The 15,556-nt window shown below is 61.4% G+C and carries 15 protein-coding genes; 9 read left to right on the top strand and 6 right to left on the bottom strand.

From position 1 onward, the window contains the following. Nucleotides 1-96 precede the first annotated feature (96 nt). Complete coding sequence (locus HMPREF1219_RS12230; RefSeq protein ID WP_051120526.1) at nt 97-552, top strand: GNAT family N-acetyltransferase; 456 nt, start codon at nt 97-99, stop codon at nt 550-552. Nucleotides 553-561: 9 nt separating this feature from the next. Continuing rightward, a complete protein-coding gene (locus HMPREF1219_RS12535) occupies nt 562-744 on the top strand; it encodes a hypothetical protein (protein WP_016458347.1) in 183 nt (60 codons plus the stop codon). Here HMPREF1219_RS12535 and HMPREF1219_RS07770 read toward each other — a convergent pair. Together HMPREF1219_RS07770 and HMPREF1219_RS07775 are read right to left on the bottom strand one after the other, a co-directional pair. After that, on the bottom strand, nt 713-2,158 hold the full coding sequence (locus HMPREF1219_RS07770; protein WP_016458348.1) for a glycoside hydrolase family 32 protein: 1,446 nt from the start codon (nt 2,156-2,158) through the stop codon (nt 713-715). The genes HMPREF1219_RS12535 and HMPREF1219_RS07770 overlap by 32 nt on opposite strands. Beyond that, on the bottom strand, nt 2,155-3,441 hold the full coding sequence (locus tag HMPREF1219_RS07775; protein WP_016458349.1) for an oligosaccharide MFS transporter: 1,287 nt from the start codon (nt 3,439-3,441) through the stop codon (nt 2,155-2,157). The genes HMPREF1219_RS07770 and HMPREF1219_RS07775 overlap by 4 nt, the downstream gene beginning before the upstream one ends. Before the next feature lie 266 nt (nt 3,442-3,707). Between HMPREF1219_RS07775 and HMPREF1219_RS07780 the strand changes: the two genes are divergently transcribed. Beyond that, nucleotides 3,708-4,727: a LacI family DNA-binding transcriptional regulator gene (locus HMPREF1219_RS07780; RefSeq protein ID WP_016458350.1), complete on the top strand. Its 1,020-nt coding sequence runs from the start codon at nt 3,708-3,710 to the stop codon at nt 4,725-4,727. A 173-nt stretch (nt 4,728-4,900) separates the two neighbouring features. On the opposite strand, the gene HMPREF1219_RS07785 is transcribed toward HMPREF1219_RS07780, so the two are convergent. The 3 genes from HMPREF1219_RS07785 to HMPREF1219_RS07795 form a co-directional block, all read right to left on the bottom strand. Next, on the bottom strand, nt 4,901-6,724 hold the full coding sequence (locus HMPREF1219_RS07785) for a phosphoenolpyruvate carboxykinase (GTP) (RefSeq protein ID WP_016458351.1): 1,824 nt from the start codon (nt 6,722-6,724) through the stop codon (nt 4,901-4,903). A gap of 66 nt (nt 6,725-6,790) precedes the next feature. Further along, nucleotides 6,791-6,991 (bottom strand): hypothetical protein, encoded by a 201-nt coding sequence (locus tag HMPREF1219_RS07790; RefSeq protein WP_016458352.1) that lies wholly within the window; start codon nt 6,989-6,991, stop codon nt 6,791-6,793. 4 nt (nt 6,992-6,995) lie between these two features. After that, nucleotides 6,996-7,961, bottom strand: coding sequence for a hypothetical protein (locus tag HMPREF1219_RS07795; protein ID WP_016458353.1), 966 nt, complete (start codon nt 7,959-7,961; stop codon nt 6,996-6,998). A 95-nt stretch (nt 7,962-8,056) separates the two neighbouring features. Here HMPREF1219_RS07795 and trmB point away from each other — a divergent pair, with 95 nt between their 5' ends. The 4 genes from trmB to HMPREF1219_RS07815 are packed head-to-tail and all read left to right on the top strand — an operon-like array spanning nt 8,057 to nt 12,544. Beyond that, nucleotides 8,057-8,785 (top strand): tRNA (guanosine(46)-N7)-methyltransferase TrmB, encoded by a 729-nt coding sequence (gene trmB, locus HMPREF1219_RS07800; RefSeq protein ID WP_016458354.1) that lies wholly within the window; start codon nt 8,057-8,059, stop codon nt 8,783-8,785. Next, nucleotides 8,785-9,474 (top strand): NYN domain-containing protein, encoded by a 690-nt coding sequence (locus tag HMPREF1219_RS07805; protein ID WP_040427597.1) that lies wholly within the window; start codon nt 8,785-8,787, stop codon nt 9,472-9,474. Before trmB ends, HMPREF1219_RS07805 begins: the two co-directional genes overlap by 1 nt. Before the next feature lie 3 nt (nt 9,475-9,477). Then, nucleotides 9,478-11,661, top strand: coding sequence for an MMPL family transporter (locus tag HMPREF1219_RS07810; protein WP_016458356.1), 2,184 nt, complete (start codon nt 9,478-9,480; stop codon nt 11,659-11,661). Next, nucleotides 11,648-12,544, top strand: coding sequence for a lysylphosphatidylglycerol synthase transmembrane domain-containing protein (locus HMPREF1219_RS07815; RefSeq protein WP_040427461.1), 897 nt, complete (start codon nt 11,648-11,650; stop codon nt 12,542-12,544). Before HMPREF1219_RS07810 ends, HMPREF1219_RS07815 begins: the two co-directional genes overlap by 14 nt. Here HMPREF1219_RS07815 and HMPREF1219_RS07820 read toward each other — a convergent pair. Continuing rightward, nucleotides 12,499-13,416 (bottom strand): hypothetical protein, encoded by a 918-nt coding sequence (locus HMPREF1219_RS07820; RefSeq protein WP_016458358.1) that lies wholly within the window; start codon nt 13,414-13,416, stop codon nt 12,499-12,501. The two genes, HMPREF1219_RS07815 and HMPREF1219_RS07820, sit on opposite strands and share 46 nt — an antisense overlap. A gap of 35 nt (nt 13,417-13,451) precedes the next feature. On the opposite strand from HMPREF1219_RS07820, the gene HMPREF1219_RS07825 reads away from it, so the two are divergent. Together HMPREF1219_RS07825 and HMPREF1219_RS07830 are read left to right on the top strand one after the other, a co-directional pair. After that, a complete protein-coding gene (locus HMPREF1219_RS07825; protein ID WP_016458359.1) occupies nt 13,452-13,811 on the top strand; it encodes a DUF3054 domain-containing protein in 360 nt (119 codons plus the stop codon). A 267-nt stretch (nt 13,812-14,078) separates the two neighbouring features. Next, on the top strand, nt 14,079-15,041 hold the full coding sequence (locus tag HMPREF1219_RS07830) for an Abi family protein (RefSeq protein ID WP_016458360.1): 963 nt from the start codon (nt 14,079-14,081) through the stop codon (nt 15,039-15,041). Nucleotides 15,042-15,556 lie beyond the last annotated feature (515 nt).

Consider the following 15,556-nt stretch of genomic DNA (forward strand, 5'->3'; position numbering starts at 1 on the left):
TGCTATTATCCACATCCCGATGCACCGCGAGTTCCTCACCCGTAACCTGATCATCGCTTCGCAGAAAACATGGGTAATGACTCTACAGTGGGAACCATGCCGACATTTATTTCCTGGGAAACTACATCACAACAGGACCGCTTCCTCGACTTCCTCGATGCCGCAGAGTGGAAAGCTGCTGGATTTCTGCGGACGCTCCTCGCCGAGGGCACATTCTATGAGCGCCTCGGCGAAAGCTCGCAGCTGTTCTTCGTCACGGAAGGCGACGAGATCATGGGATTCAGCGCGCTCGTGGAGCAGGACTTTAACCCCATTCCCGAGTACCGGCCGTGGATTTCTTTAATCTATGTCCACCCCGACTTCCGCGGCAACACGCTGTCCGAAAAGATGATTGATTTTCTGGAGGGCAAAGCCTGCGACGCGGGGTGGAATAAGACGTATATTGTCACCCAGCATCACGGGCTTTACGAAAAATATGGGTACCAGTTTGTGAAGTCGGTGCCGTCGCCGAAGCATGACGAAGACTTCGTTTCTGCCAAGGAACTCAGGTAACAGGCGCCGATGACGACCACTAAACGTATCGTTTTGTCCATCTTTGTCATTTGCGTGACTGCGCTGACCATCACCGTGGAATCCCGGTGGATGGGGATCGTCGCACTTGTCATCTTCCTCGTGCTTCTGCTTTCACCGTGGGGCGAGAAGCAAGCGTCGTCTAGTCCAACGTCCGCACGCGACAGGCGGTGACGACGGCGTCGCCGCCCTCGGCCGTAAGCGTCACCGCGCGCGGGCCGTCGCTTGCTGCGGTTAGCGAGGAGACGCACGTATCACCTGCGAAGACCTCGACGGAGCCGACATCGACAAGGACGCGAAGCGTGAGCTCGCTGTCAGGCTCGACGGGTGCTGCGCGGTAGCTGCGGGGTTCGACGGGGGCTTGTCGACGGTCGATGCCCACTCGATGCGCAAGGTCATCGTAGTAGACGAAGGTATCGGCAAGCTGCAGACCGACGCGCTCTGCGGTTGAGGCGGCATAATCGATGGTGAGCTCGATATCGGCGCAGGTGAGATCCTCTGCAAGGGTCTTTGCGCCGGTTATTGTAAAGGTGCCGAAGTCCTTCTCGTTGGGAAGCACCTGGCTTAGTTCGGCGGCGGGGCGGAGTGCGACCTGCAGATCGTCGAGAAGCGAAACCTCGCGCGGAACCGTGAGCTGACCGGCCCAGTTGTCCGTGCCCTGGGAGGCAACCGGATCGTCGAAGGCGCCCATCCACCCGAACATGAGGCGACGGCCGTCGGGGGCGGCAAAGGTCTGCGGGGCGTAGAAGTTCGCACCCCAGTCGAGCGGGCGGTACTCGGTGAGCGGGGTGAAATCCTGGCCAGGGGCCCAATCCCCCACCACGTAGCCCGCGTTGTGGCCGTTGCGGTTGCGGTAGCCGTCCTTCGCAGGGCCCATCGGGCAGTAGACGAGCACCCAGTGATCACCGAGCGGGAAGAGATCCGGGCACTCCAGCATGTAGGCATCCGGGTTCGGATCCTGGAAGACGACGCGGTCAAACTCCCAGGTCTCGAGGTCGCGGGAGACATACATCCAGACCTCGCCACGGTGATCTGCCGATTGCGCGCCGAAGACCATGTACCAGCGGTCGCCCTGCTTCCACACCTTCGGGTCGCGGAAGTGGGGAAGCTCGCTCGGGCCCTCGACGACGACGCCGACCTTTTCAAAGTGGATGCCGTCCTCGCTTATCGCGCGACATTGAACCTGCAGGTTGCCGTCGGTGCCGTCCTTTCCGTTGCGCCAGCGGTGGCCGGTGTAGAAGACGTTGAGCTTGCCGTCCAGCCCCACGATCGCGGAGCCGGAGAAAACCCCGTCCTTGTCCTCCTCGATGGAGGGGGCAAGCGCGATCGGGTGGCGCTCCCACGTCACCAAATCGGGAGAGGAGACGTGGCCCCAGTGCATTGGACCCCACTCGTCCGAATACGGGTGGTGCTGGAAGAACACGTGGTAGCGACCCTGGAAGTGGATGAGACCGTTGGGGTCGTTGATCCAACCGGCAGGTGCTGCGATGTGGAAGCGCGGGTACCAGCGGGTGTTGAGGTTTTCTGCAAGCTTCTTGTTCGCTGCCGTGGCTTTTTCAATGCGTGTGCGCATTAGCTCGTCGGTCATTTTTCTATTCCTTTCGCCATTTCTTTGTCTGTGAAGAACGGATCGCCCTGTACGTCTTCCTTATCGCCCTTGAGTGCACACCACCCGAAGGTCGCCGATGCCACAACAAAGCCGACGATGACGTAGAAGGTGGGGTGGAATCCCAGGCGGTCACGCATGGCACCAAGCACAGGCGACAGGACAACGTTTCCTACCTGCGAGGCGACCTGGAAGCCGACCATGTAGAGCGTGGCCGAGATCTTCGTGGGGAAATGCAGCGTGAAGTACCGGAAGATGGGCAGGATGCACAGCGGCACCTCCAGCGCGTGGAACATCTTGACAAAGGAGATGATGACCGGGTCGGCGAAGATGGCACAGCCAAGGATGCGCAGAGCCATGACGGCGAATCCCGTCATGAGGGTGTTTTTCACGCCGACTTTGCGCATGTAGATGGGGACTACACCCATCATCAGTGCTTCAACAAATACCTGCACCGAGTTGAGGATGCCGTAGGTGCGTTCACCGGTGGCTGCGTCTTGGAAGAGTGAGGTGTAGAACTGCGGGAACATCTGCTGATCAAAGACCGTGTAGAAGGTCCAGGTGAAGAACACCAAGACGATGACAACCCACAGGGAGGGCACGTTCAGGACGGACACCATCTCTTTGAAGCTGGGGGTGGTGTTGGTGAATTCCGTATCCGGCGCTTCCGGCTCCTTCCACAAAACGAGGATGAAGAGGAGAAGAACACCGAAGGCAGAGCCCAGCCAGAAGTTGATGGCGGGGTTTACCGTGAAGTTAAATCCGGCGACAAGCGCCACGATGGCGTAGCCGAAGGACCCCCAGGCGCGCGCCTGGCCGTATTCGAAACCATGCTTGCGTGACATGCGCTCGGCGAGCGCCTCAAACAGCGGGCACGAACCCACAAAGGCCGCGCCGATAAACAGTGCCCCCAACCCCACGCCGACGATGTACAAGGACTCGCTTTGAAGAAGCGGCCAGTACGCCCACATGAAGAACGGGCCGGTGAGGCTCATGAGCACCGCGACGCCGATGACGAGGGTGCGACGTGTGCGGAGCTTATCCTGCATGGTGCCGTAAAGGAGCATAAGGACGAGGGTGACGGCGGAGTTCACCGAGTAGATGGTGCCGATCTCGCTGCCGTTGAAGCCGAGACCGCGTGTTTCACTGGAGAGCCACAGCTGGAAGAAGGACCACCAGATGCCCCAGGACATGAAGAAGAGCAGAAGTTGCGCCGATGACTGCTGATACGCAGTATTTTTCAGCTGCTGCATGATATTAGACATTTTTCCTCGCATCACATTCGAGTTGATCTTTGTGTATCGATGAAGCCACGTGGATCTGACTGCGTACTAACGCGTACTGACGCCTTTGACACCTGGTCTTTTTTTCCAAATCCCTGTGCTAAATCGTGTTAGCACCCAGTTTAGTGACCCAGATTAAATTGGTAAATCGTTTTAGCGAAATTCACACTTTCAGGGGTAAAACTACGGCGTTGATGGGGCTTCACATATGGGGATTACAATAAAAGCCCAGAAAAGGAGGAAACCGCGTGAAGAAAGTGACCCAGGCCCAGGTGGCGCAGGAGGCGGGAGTTTCCGTTTCCGCCGTGTCCCTGGTGCTCAACGGCAGGACCGGCACGCGGATCCCCGACACCACCGCCAAGAAGATCCGCCGCGTGGCAGATAAGCTCGGCTACACCCCCGATCAAACGGCGCGGACCCTGCGTACCGGCCAGGCGGATGCGCTGGCGTTTGTCTCCGATAACGTCATCACCACGCGCTTTGCCACCGGCATGATCCACGGCATTTTAAACGTGGCCGAAGAAAATGGCATGGCCCTGTTCATGTCCGAGTACGGGGGAGACGCGGGCCGGCTAAAAAAGGAACTCGATTCCTTCCGCGGCAACCGGGTCCGGGCTTTCCTCTTTGGCGTCATGACCGCACGCGAGGTGGACATCCAACCGCTGCGAAAAGGCGACGTCGGCATTGTGATTAACGCCCGAGCAGCGGGGGTCCCCTCCATCCTCCCCGCCGAGCACGATGCCGGAGAGCTCGCCGTGCGCTACCTTGTAGAACACGGTCACACGCGGATTGCCACCATCGGCCGGTCCCGTTGGGCGGACGATCCCCGGCACACCGTTTCCATCAACGCCCGTTTCCACGGCATGGACACCGCCATGGCCGACGCGGGACTGGAATTTGTGGCCAACCTCCGCGGCAAGGACTGGGAGGAACCGCTCGGCTACGAGGCCACGCAGGAGATTTTGGACTCCAGCGCCCGCCCCACCGCTATCATCGCCGGCAACGACCGCATCGCCACCGGCGTGTACAACGCGGCGAAGGAGCGCGGACTGCGCCTGCCCGAGGATCTCTCTGTCATCTCCTTTGATAACGAGGACCTCGCCTCCTACACCCGCCCCGGCCTCACCACAATCGCCCTGCCGTACAAGGAAATGGGCCAGGTAGGCGCCTGCCTTGTTCTAGACATGCTCGCCGGCAACACGGACATCCCCACCGAGACCCTCCTGCCCATGCCGCTGGTGGAGCGGGACTCGGTGGCTACGCTCTAATCCACACCCGCGAGAGGCACCACCGAGCGCACAAGCCCCATCCGGACAACGTAGGATATGACCATTCCACGGGTACCACCTCATTCACGGCAACGTGAAAGCAAAGTTAGAGGCGTTTTCCGGGTAGCAAAAAGGGCGACCATCGCTGCCGATAGTCGCCCTGTGGTGGTTATTTACTTATTCAGGCGGGCCTTCTGGGCCTCCCACTCGTCCCACAGCTCCTGGGGGACGCGGTCGCCGAGGTGCTTGAGCCACTGCTCGTTATCCTCAATGTCCGCACGCCACTTGTCATTGGGGGCGGTGAGGCACTCGCGAATGTCCTCTTCCTCGTAATCCAGGCCCGTGAGGTCCAGATCCTCGAAGCGGGCAGTGAAGCCTGCCGGAGTCTCATCGGCCTCAACCTCGCCGGCCATGCGCTGCACAATCCACTTGAGCACGCGGGAGTTATCGCCAAAGCCCGGCCACAGGAAGCGGCCGTCCTCGCCACGGCGGAACCAGTTGACCAGGTAGATGTGCGGCAGCTTGACGCCTTCCTTTTTACCCATCTCCAGCCAGTGGGCCAGGTAATCGCCGGCGTTGTAGCCGATGAACGGCAGCATAGCCATCGGGTCGTGGCGCAGGGCACCAACTTCACCCTCGGCGGCGGCCGTCTGGCCGGAGGCGAGCAGCGCGCCGGTGAGCACGCCGTGCTTCCAGCTGCGGGCCTCGGACACCAGCGGCACCGTATCGGGGCGGCGACCACCGAACAGCATGGCCGTCACCGGCACGCCCTTGGGATCGTCATACTCCGGCGCAGCCACCGGGCACTGGGACACCGGGACGGTGTAGCGGGAGTTCGGGTGGGCGGCGAGCTCGCCGCAGTCCGGGGTCCAATCGTTGCCGTGCCAATCGATGAGGTGGGCCGGCGGCTCCTTGGTCATGCCCTCCCACCAGACGTCGCCATCGTCGGTGAGCGCGACGTTGGTGAACAGGGTGTTGCCGGGCTCCATCGACTTCATGGCGTTGGGGTTGGAATCGTAGCTCGTCCCGGGTGCGACGCCGAAGAACCCGTTCTCCGGGTTGACGGCATAGAGGCGACCGTCCTCACCGAAGTGCAGCCAGGCGATATCGTCGCCGACGGTCTCCGCGGTCCAGCCCTCCAGCGTCGGGGTGATCATGGCGAGGTTGGTCTTGCCACAGGCCGACGGGAACGCGCCGGTGATGTAGTAGCTCTTGCCCTCCGGGGAGTTGAGCTTGAGGATGAGCATGTGCTCTGCCATCCAGCCCTCGTCGCGGGCCATGACGGAGGCGATGCGCAGCGCGTAGCACTTCTTAGCCAGGATGGCGTTTCCGCCGTAGCCGGAGCCGTAGGACCAGATCTCGCGGGTATCCGGGAACTGGGTGATGTACTTGGTGTCATTGCACGGCCACGGGACATCCTCCTGGCCTTCCTCGAGGGGTGCGCCGACGGAGTGGAAGCAGTGGACAAAGTCGCCGTGCTCGCCGATCTTCTCCAGCGCCTCCGTGCCCATGCGGGTCATGATGGACATGGACAGCACCACGTAGGCGGAGTCCGTGAGCTGGACGCCGAGCTTGGGTTTCGGGTCCGAGATGGGGCCCATGCAGAACGGAACAACGTACATCGTGCGCCCCTTCATGGAGCCCTTGTAGTGTTCCGTCATCTCGGCGCGCATCTTCTTGGGGTCCACCCAGTGGTTGGTGGGACCAGCGCCATCCGGATCCTCCGTACAAATGAACGTGCGACTCTCAACGCGGGCGACGTCGCTCGGGTTGGAGCGGGCCAGGAAGCTGTTCGGGCGCTTCTCGGGGTTGAGCCTGGTGAGCGTGCCTTTGTCTACCAGCTCCGAGGTGAGGCGGTCCCATTCCTCACGGGATCCGTCGCAGAACTGAACTTCGTCCGGCTGAAACAGCTCGACAGCCTCGGCGATCCACTGAAGCATGTCAACGTTGTTGGTGGGGGCTTCCCCCTTGAGCCCTGGGATGGTGGGTGCAGTCATCTACATCTCCTGAAATCGGGTAACACTTTTATACCCCACACACTACCACCTGTCATAACCAGTATTTCAGTCATCCCACATGCCTTTATTCCACACCTGGCTATGACCATCAAAATCGGTGTGGAGCACCTGGTCAACGGTTCCGTCGCCATCGAGATCGGCGAACACGAGGATGCCGTTTTCAGAGTAAAACGTGGCTTCGCCCCCAAACGCATTCGGGATTTCGAAGTGGTCCCCATCCATAAAAAAATCCAATACATCATCCATTTGATTACCCCCTTACTAAGTTTTCCACCCACGCCCGGCCCGGCAGCTCCCGGCGCGCCCGCCGACGCAGCACAAACAGCGCTCCGGCCACCGCCGCCGCGAGCAGCACTGGCAACACCCGGGAGAGCCCCACGGCCACGACCACGCTAAGCAGCAGCTGCTCCTGCCACACCCGTCGGCGCGGGTGCAACGTGCGCACCGCCAAGCTGGCGTGGGAGGCCTGGACGGTGGGTAAAGGCGCGGCAGGGGGGCGTCGACAAGCGCGAAAGACGGTCTCCGTGAGGCCGCCGCGGGCCGTCACCACCAGCGGGTCCAACCCCGGCGGCGGGGGCGCGGTGACCACGAGGCGACCGACGGCGGCGAAGGATCGGGCGAGAATCTCCGCGTCACCCGGCAGCCACCCTCCCGGGCCGGCAACCGCGACGCACACGTCCGCCGCCTTATCCGGCCCCTCCACCACGTCACACGCACACCGGAGTTCCTCCAGCACACTGACGGTGTTTCGGCCCACCACGCACACCCTGGGCCGCGGGGCAGCGGCCGTGAGCGGCCGCGGAGAGGACGGCACGCCCGCCCCGGGGAAGCGCCGGGCCACGTGCGCAAGCTGGACGGCGAGCAGACGCTCCCGCACCGCCCGCACGTCGACAGCATCAACGATCGCCTGCACCTCGGCCACCGTGGCGCAGGAATAAATAGGACAGGGCCCGGCGGCGATCCGTGCCCGCATCCGCCCCGTCACCTGCGGGGTGACGAGTATCCCCACGTCGATGGAGGGGCACGTGAGCGGCCACGCGCAGCGCACGCGGACCGCGCCTGAAAGCGGCACCTCGAGCGCCGCCACTGGCGAGGTCACCGCCACCCGCAGTGGGCCGGTCAGGCGCTTGAGCGTGCGCTCCACTTCGGCTCGGGCCGGGCAATCCGCCGGCCGTGAGCGTAACCAGGCGTTACAGCGATTTCTAAGATCCCCCATCAGCATCCCCTTGCAGTCTTTTCCCCATTGTGCAACTACTACACCGGGCCCGCAAATTGAAAATTCACCCCCGGACGGGAACAATTGAGTGCGCTATGACTGATTTTGATAGAAAAATGCAGTCCACCTTTGATGATGGACTCGCCTACCCGCGCCTGGGGTCAGTGAGTTTTAGGCGCGGGACATTAACTGATAACCAGAACAAAACGTGGGACGAGAACTGGGCCACCTACGGGCGCGACCTCGCCGACGAGCCGCTCGACATCGACGGATGGTTCGGACGCACCGGCCACCCCACCATCCTCGAGATCGGCTCCGGCACCGGCACCTCCACCGCCGCGATGGCGCCGCTCGAGCCCGAGTACAACATCATCGCCGTGGAGATTTACAAGCCGGGCCTGGCTAAGCTCCTCGGCGCCATCGTCCGCGAGGGGCTCACCAACATCCGGATGGTCCGCGGCGACGGCGTCGAGGTACTCAACCGCATGATCCCCGACGGCTCTCTTGCCGGCGTGCGGATCTTCTTCCCGGACCCGTGGCCCAAGGCCCGCCACCACAAGCGCCGCATCATCCAATCCGGGACGCTTAGGCTTCTGGCCGACAAGCTCGCTGCCGGCGGCGTGCTCCACGTGGCCACCGACCACGCCGACTACGCCGAGTGGATCACCGAACTTACTAACGTGGAACCAAGCCTGGAATACATGGGCTGGCCGTGGGAGGATGCGCCCATCCTCACCGACCGACAAGTAATCACCAAATTTGAAGGTAAAGGCCTCCGCCAGGAGCACACCATCACCGAGTTCCTGTGGAGGAAACGTTCATGATGCACGATATTGAGATTCCCCACCACTACACCCCCGGCGCCGAACCCGGCCCGCCGGACTACCTCCTCGTGTGGGACGCACCCAACGTGGACATGGGGCTCGGCTCCATCCTCGGCGGGCGACCCACCTCCGCCTACCGGCCCCGCTTTGACGCCATCGGCCGGTGGCTGTTGAAGCGCGCCTCCGCACTGGCGGAGGAGCTGGGCGAGGACGTGGAGCCCGAGGCCACCGTGTTCACCAACGTCGCCCCCGGCGGCGCCGAGGTCATGCGGGCGTGGGTGGAGGCCCTGCGCAACGTGGGCTTCGCCGTGTTTGCCAAGCCGAAGTCCGACGAGGACTCCGATGTGGACCCCGACATGCTCGAACACATTAGGCGCCGCTACAGCGAGGGCATCCTCCGCGCCGTGGTGGTGGCAAGCGCCGACGGGCAAAACTTCCGTGAGCTTTTGACCAAGCTGGCGGGCGAGGGCATCCCCGCCACCGTCATCGGCTTCCACGAGCACGCCTCGTGGGCCGTCACCGACGAGCGCATCGAGTTTGTGGACCTGGAGGAGATCCCCGGCGTCTTCCGCGAGCCGCTGCCGCGCGTGTCGCTGGACGCTCTGCCCTCCGAGGGCGCCTGGCTGCAGCCGTTCAGGCCGCTGTCCGCCCTGCTCACGGGACGCAACGCCCACCACAGCGAGGAGTAATACATGTTTTACCGCTGGGGTTTATTTGCCTACCGCCACCGGCGCGTCGTGCCGCTTGTGGTCATCACCTTCATCGTTCTCCTGTTCGCGCTCGCCGGCACGCAGCTGGGCGAGCGGATGAGCCAGGAGGGCTGGGATGACCCGAACTCCTCGTCCACCCAGGCGGCGAAGATCGAGCAAGAGATCTACGGCCGCGATAACCAGGGCGACGTCATCCTCCTCGTCACCGCCCCCGAGGGGAAGACCGTGGACGATCCCACTTTGTACAAGGCGATGGGTGCCGAGGTGGAAAAACTCAAGGCCAACCCGCAGGTGGAGACCGTCACCAGCTACTTCACTACGCTCAACCCCAACCTCGCCTCCGCCGATAAGAAGCAGGCCTTTGCCGCCATCGGCCTCAACGGCGACGGGGAGCAGACGCTCAAGGATTTCCGCGCCATCGCCGACCAGTTCCCCTCCGAGGTCGCCGGTGCCACGGTGCAGGTGGCAGGCGCCACCGCCGTGGCCGACGCGCTGGATAAGGGGATGTCGAGCGACATCTCCCGCGCCGAGGTGGTCGCGCTCCCCGCCGTGGGGATCCTGCTGCTCATCGTATTCGGCTCCGTCGTGGCGGCGTGCATGCCCCTGTTGGTGGGCATCCTCTCCATCTTGGGCTCGCTTGGCATCCTCTCCATGATCGCCTCGGTGGCCCAGGTCAACGTGTTCGCCCAATCGGTTGTCACCCTCTTGGGCCTGGGGCTCGCCATCGATTACGGCCTGTTCTTGGTCTCCCGCTTCCGCGAGGAGATGGCACGCGGCGAGGACGTGGAGCACGCCGTGGGCATCACGGTGTCCACCGCCGGCAAGACGGTGGTGTTCTCCGCCGCCATGGTGGCCGTGGCGCTTTCCGGGCTGTTCATCTTCCCGCAGGCGTTCCTCAAATCCGTGGCGTACGGCGCGATCTCCGCCGTGGGGCTCGCCGCCATCTTGTCCATCACTGTGCTGCCCTCCATCTTCGGGATGCTGGGGCCCAACATTGACAAGTGGTCGCTGCGGCGCACGAAGGGCTCCACCAAGCACTGGTCGCAGACCCTGTGGTCGCGGATCCCCACGTGGGCCATGAAGCACTCCAAGATCGTCACCGTCGCCATCGTCGCCGTGCTGCTGGGGCTCACCCTGCCGCTCGGGGGCATCAAGTTCGGCGGTATCAACGAGACGTACCTGCCACCCAGCAACCCGGTGCGTCAGGCGCAGCAGGAGTTCGACGAGACGTTCTCCATGCGCACCGACCCCGTCAAACTGGTGGTGGAAAACGCCACACCGCAGCAGCTTGCCGAGGTATTTGTGCAGGCCAACAAGGTGGAGGGGCTGACGGGCAGGTTCGGCGCTAAACCAACCGTCGACAAGACGACTGTACTGACCGCAGGCATCGCCGACCGCAAAGACAACGGGAAGGTCATCGACCAACTGAGGCAGATTGAGGCACCGGAAGGGGTCTCCCTCCACATCGGCGGCACGCCCGCGCTCGAGGTGGAATCCATCGAGGCGCTCCTGGGCAAACTGCCGTGGATGGCCCTCTACATCGTGGCCGCCACGTTCATCCTGCTCTCGCTCATCTTCGGGTCCGTCATCCTGCCCGCCAAGGCCGTCATCATGAACATCCTCGGCCTCGGCGCCACGCTCGGCATCCTGACCCTTATGTTCGTCGACGGCCTCGGCTCGTCTTTCCTCGGCTACACGCCTGGCCCGCTCATGTCGCCCGTGCTTGTGCTCATCGTCGCCATCGTCTACGGGCTCTCCACCGACTACGAGGTATTTCTCCTCTCGCGCATGGTGGAGGCCCGCGAGAACGGCTCGGACACGGACACGGCGATCCGCTACGGCACCGCCCACACCGGCTCCATCATCACCGCCGCCGCGCTCATCATGATCGTGGTGTGCGGGGCGTTCGGATTCTCCGAGATCGTCATGATGAAGTACATCGCCTTTGGCATGATCGCGGCCCTGCTCCTCGACGCCACCATCATCCGCATGCTGCTCGTACCCGCCGTCATGCACATGCTGCGCGACGACTGCTGGTGGGCGCCCCGCTGGGTGAAGAAGGCCTCGGCGGCGCTGGGGCACAACGACACGAGCGATGGCTTTGCCGATGTTCCTACCCAGCAACTCAACGTGGCCGAGCTTGTTGCCCGCCTTGAGAACGAATAAGTACGTCCAGCTCGCGGTCTCCCTCGTCGCGCTCGCCGCGGCACTGTGGTTCTTCCGCGGTAAGCTGGGCTACTTTAGGGATGGGGTGAAGGAGCTCCGCGATGCCTCCGTCGGCCCACTTATGCTCGCCGTGGTCAGCGCCGTCTTGACGCTGGTGGCCATGGGCCTGGTCATGCACACGCTACTGACCGGCGCCGGAGTGAAAGTGCGGCGGCGCGACACGGTGGCACTGACGTTCATCGGCAACTCGTGGGCCACCACGTTTCCCGGCGGCGGGGCGCTCTCGGCCGCCTACCAGTACTCCATCCAGCGCTCGTGGGGCGCCTCCCGGCTCGTGTGCGGCTGGTTCATCCTCTTCTCCGGCACGCTGTCGAACGTGTGGCTCGCGGGCCTCGGCATCGCTGCCATCGTCCTCACCGGCGCGTCACTTTCTCTCACGTCGCTGCTCGGGACACTTGCGGTGCTGGTCACCCTCTCCGTCGCCGTATTTGTGGCCTCCCGCCTCCACCCCAAGCTTTCCGATGTCCGGTTGTCGGTGCCCCAGTTTCTGGTTGCGGCTGTGTTCTCTCTGGCAAACAGGCTTTTCGACGTTGCCACCCTATCCCTTTGCCTGTGGTCGGTGGACGCCACCCCCAGCCTCTTCGGCGTGCTCTTGGCCTACGCCTCCGCCAAAATCGTCGGCGCCATCCCCGTCACCCCCGGCGGCCTTGGCCCCGTGGAGGCCGCCATGGTGGCGGCGTTTGTCTCCACAGGAGTGGAGGCCACCACCGCCGCGGGGGCAGTGGTGGCCTACCGCATTGTGAGCTTCCTGCTCATGACCCTTGCGGGCTGGATTATTTACATTCCCAAGAGCTGGGGCATGTGCTCGCGCACCCAGCCGTAGGCGATGCCCAGCACCGCGAACAGGCCGAACACGCCGGCCAGGATGTAGGACAGCGGGCGGAGGATCTCCAGATCCTTGGACGAGCCCATATCCTCGCGCACCTGCTCCGGGTCACGGCCCTGGGAGAGGATCTTGCAGTTCTCCAGCGACTTCTTCAGCGGCTCGTTGCCGAGCACCTTGTACGCCGCGTCGCGCTCTTTCGTGGCGGAGGTCCCCAGCGCCTTGGCTAGATTCTTGATGGAATCAGAGTAGAAGCTGCCGACAATGAAGGTGTTGAGATCGCCCGTTTCCTTTTGGTAACCCTTGTCAATCTTGGTCTTCAGCGCCTGATAGCTGGGGATGGCATCCCCGTACTTGCCGGAGTTCAGGATGGAATCAACCTGCTCCATGGTGAGGGTTGTGGCGGGGAACTCCGCCTTGTCCGCGTCGGTCTTCTGCGGGCCACGGACGAACCAGCGGGCATCGCCACCCTTGAACGTGACCGTCACGTCGCCCACGGTATCCGTCAAGCCGTCGACAGCCTTGATGAGGGACTGCTTGGCTTGCTCCGTCTTCAGGCCGCCAGCGAACAGAGTCCCTGCGAGGATCGCGTCGTTGGGGTGATTCGCGCGGTACTGCTCCAGGAGGGCAATATTGTCCTTCTGCTCGGGGTGCTGCTTGTACAGGATCTCCTGCAACGCCGTTGCGAGGTTATTGGCGCTGTCCTTAGGCTTGGTCAGGTACTCGTTAACGGTATCCTTGTCGGCCTGCGTCAGCTCGATGGTGCAGGTGTTGTTTTCAAAGCTCTCTTTGTATTCCGCCATAGCCGACGGTGCTACAACCGTGCTCAACGCAAGCGCAGCAACCGTAGCAGAAGTGACAATTTTTTTCATAAGCCTAACAATAGCCGGTATAGTAGATTTTTACTATGTCCAAAACTACAGCCGCAGCAGCAGATATCGCCTCAATCCTTGCGTTTGCCCTGCTCGCACGCATTGCGCACAACTCGCCCGAACTCCCACTTAACTTCGTTGGCTGGCTGGACACGGCATGGCCGTTTGTCACCGGTATCATCCTCGGCTGGATCCTTGATCTGGCCAAGAAGTGGGAGCCGTCCCACGTTGCCCCCGGTGGCGTCGCCGTCTGGCTGGTCACCGTGATCACCGGACTGGGAATCTGGGGCATCCGCCACAGCGCGTTCCCGCACTGGTCCTTCATCATCGTCGCAAGCTCTATGTCTGCACTATTCCTCCTCGGTTGGCGTGCTATTGCCAAGCGCTTTCGCTAGTGCTTGAACAGCCACTCCCTCCTCAGTAAAGCTCAAGCACGTGCACATGGGCCCGTTGAAATCGCGGACCATCCGGTGGGAATAACCACAAGCTTGTTTTCTCATTTTTTGGCGTGGTTTGGTTGCAGCAGCAGACGGGGCGCGCTATGGTGGTGGGCAACAGTTCCCTCAGCCGCCTCTCTTGGAAGCGTCCCGCTGATGTGGCCCTGGTAAGCCCTAGAGACCAACGGTTTCTAGGGCTTATCCCATCTGCAAGGAGTTAACGCAATGACGAACAGGCCTCCTTTTCTCACCCTTGATGAGCGGGTGGATTACCTATCCAAAAAGGATTACTTTGCCCCCGGAAGCCTCACGGACCATGATGTTGCTCGCCTCGACGCGATGAACTTCCATTACTTTCTGGGCTACGCCCGCAATTTCCGGGAACTGTACTTTGCTGGGAAAATGAAGGGCCCGAAAACTCCTGCCCATGTATTCCACCTCATCGATGTAGATGCTGAAGTTTCGGAAGTACTCTATTCAGGGATTCGAAACGCGGAATGGCTTTTACGGCATTATCTTGTGCAAGAGTACTGCGAGAAGTTTGATCCTTTTGGTTCCTTTCTTGACTGCGAAAATTACTTGGACCTTGGCGGGGAGTACACCAATGACTACTTAGCTCGTGGCCTGATGAATGACATTCTTGAATACAGCGAAGCATACGTAGTAAACCAACTCTCCGAAGCTAGCAAGGCACAAGGGTGCTCCCGTCCCAAGCGCTGCGCTGAGCAAAATTGGGAGCAGTGCAAGGAAATCACCAAAGACCTACCTTTATGGTCGGTCGTGGATAGTTTTTCACTCGGGCGCCTGGTGAAGCTAATCCAGCGCTGCGACAGGACCCCGGAGGATAAACAACGCGTTTGGCGTAAGATCGCCGATGACATGGGGATTCCTGCCGGGCGCTTCGATACAGGAATGGAATCATTGAGATCCTTACGCAACCTGGTATCGCACCAAGCGCGTCTCTGGCTAAGACCGACCACTAATACGGTGTCAAAGAAAGGTCTTTTCCGCCAGAAAATCAAACTCTGCCATAGGAAATCTATGCTTCCGGCTTTTTATAACGTGGCCAGTTTCCAGGGGGCAGAAGAAAAACGTAGAGCTTTTGCTCAACGGCTAGAATCCGTCATTGACCAAGAACCCGATTATAAATTCGGCATCTGCTATTTTGGCCCGTCTACTAAAGACTAGTGAACCCATCAGCCATCGGTCCAGCTCACCATACACACTCAGACCGTGACTGCGGACTACGCTCAGCAGCTCAGCGGTATCCGGTAGGCAACGCTTAAAAATGCTGGAAGAACGGCGCTTTCGCATCACTTGTCCGGTGCTGATACAAACCGCGTTGCTTACCAATCCTCACGCTCACGCCGATGGTGTCACTGTCCGTGCACTTCTGACTCTCTACGCATTACTACCGGGTAGTGCCTCGCGGTATCTATCCACAGGCGCTGCACCAATGCCTTGAGGTTTCTAGGAACCGCAACCACTTCTCTTCTTCGTACAGAACAAAAAAATGCACCCGCGCGAGGCAGGTGCATTGGTGTGGTTTTTCCTCACATGGTTTAGGAAGAACCCAGTTGGATGCCGAGAGCCGGAGCAATGTAGTTCGGCCACAGCGTCCCAATGAACGTCAGAATGTCTCCGACGAGGTCAAGCGCAGTGCTTAGCATGGATTTTCTCCTCCCAGTATTGTTAACGCAGCA

It is taken from the genome of Corynebacterium pyruviciproducens ATCC BAA-1742, assembly GCF_000411375.1.
Lineage (GTDB): Bacteria > Actinomycetota > Actinomycetes > Mycobacteriales > Mycobacteriaceae > Corynebacterium > Corynebacterium pyruviciproducens.

Bases quoted from the DNA above. Each gene is read 5' to 3' on its own strand.
- HMPREF1219_RS12230 (WP_051120526.1), top strand. From the start codon at position 97: ATGCCGACATTTATTTCCTGGGAAACTACATCACAACAGGACCGCTTC.
- HMPREF1219_RS12535 (WP_016458347.1), top strand. From the start codon at position 562: ATGACGACCACTAAACGTATCGTTTTGTCCATCTTTGTCATTTGCGTG.
- HMPREF1219_RS07770 (WP_016458348.1), bottom strand. From the start codon at position 2,158: ATGACCGACGAGCTAATGCGCACACGCATTGAAAAAGCCACGGCAGCG.
- HMPREF1219_RS07775 (WP_016458349.1), bottom strand. From the start codon at position 3,441: ATGTCTAATATCATGCAGCAGCTGAAAAATACTGCGTATCAGCAGTCA.
- HMPREF1219_RS07785 (WP_016458351.1), bottom strand. From the start codon at position 6,724: ATGACTGCACCCACCATCCCAGGGCTCAAGGGGGAAGCCCCCACCAAC.
- HMPREF1219_RS07790 (WP_016458352.1), bottom strand. From the start codon at position 6,991: ATGGATGATGTATTGGATTTTTTTATGGATGGGGACCACTTCGAAATC.
- HMPREF1219_RS07795 (WP_016458353.1), bottom strand. From the start codon at position 7,961: ATGGGGGATCTTAGAAATCGCTGTAACGCCTGGTTACGCTCACGGCCG.
- trmB (WP_016458354.1), top strand. From the start codon at position 8,057: ATGACTGATTTTGATAGAAAAATGCAGTCCACCTTTGATGATGGACTC.
- HMPREF1219_RS07805 (WP_040427597.1), top strand. From the start codon at position 8,785: ATGCACGATATTGAGATTCCCCACCACTACACCCCCGGCGCCGAACCC.
- HMPREF1219_RS07810 (WP_016458356.1), top strand. From the start codon at position 9,478: ATGTTTTACCGCTGGGGTTTATTTGCCTACCGCCACCGGCGCGTCGTG.
- HMPREF1219_RS07820 (WP_016458358.1), bottom strand. From the start codon at position 13,416: ATGAAAAAAATTGTCACTTCTGCTACGGTTGCTGCGCTTGCGTTGAGC.
- HMPREF1219_RS07825 (WP_016458359.1), top strand. From the start codon at position 13,452: ATGTCCAAAACTACAGCCGCAGCAGCAGATATCGCCTCAATCCTTGCG.
- HMPREF1219_RS07830 (WP_016458360.1), top strand. From the start codon at position 14,079: ATGACGAACAGGCCTCCTTTTCTCACCCTTGATGAGCGGGTGGATTAC.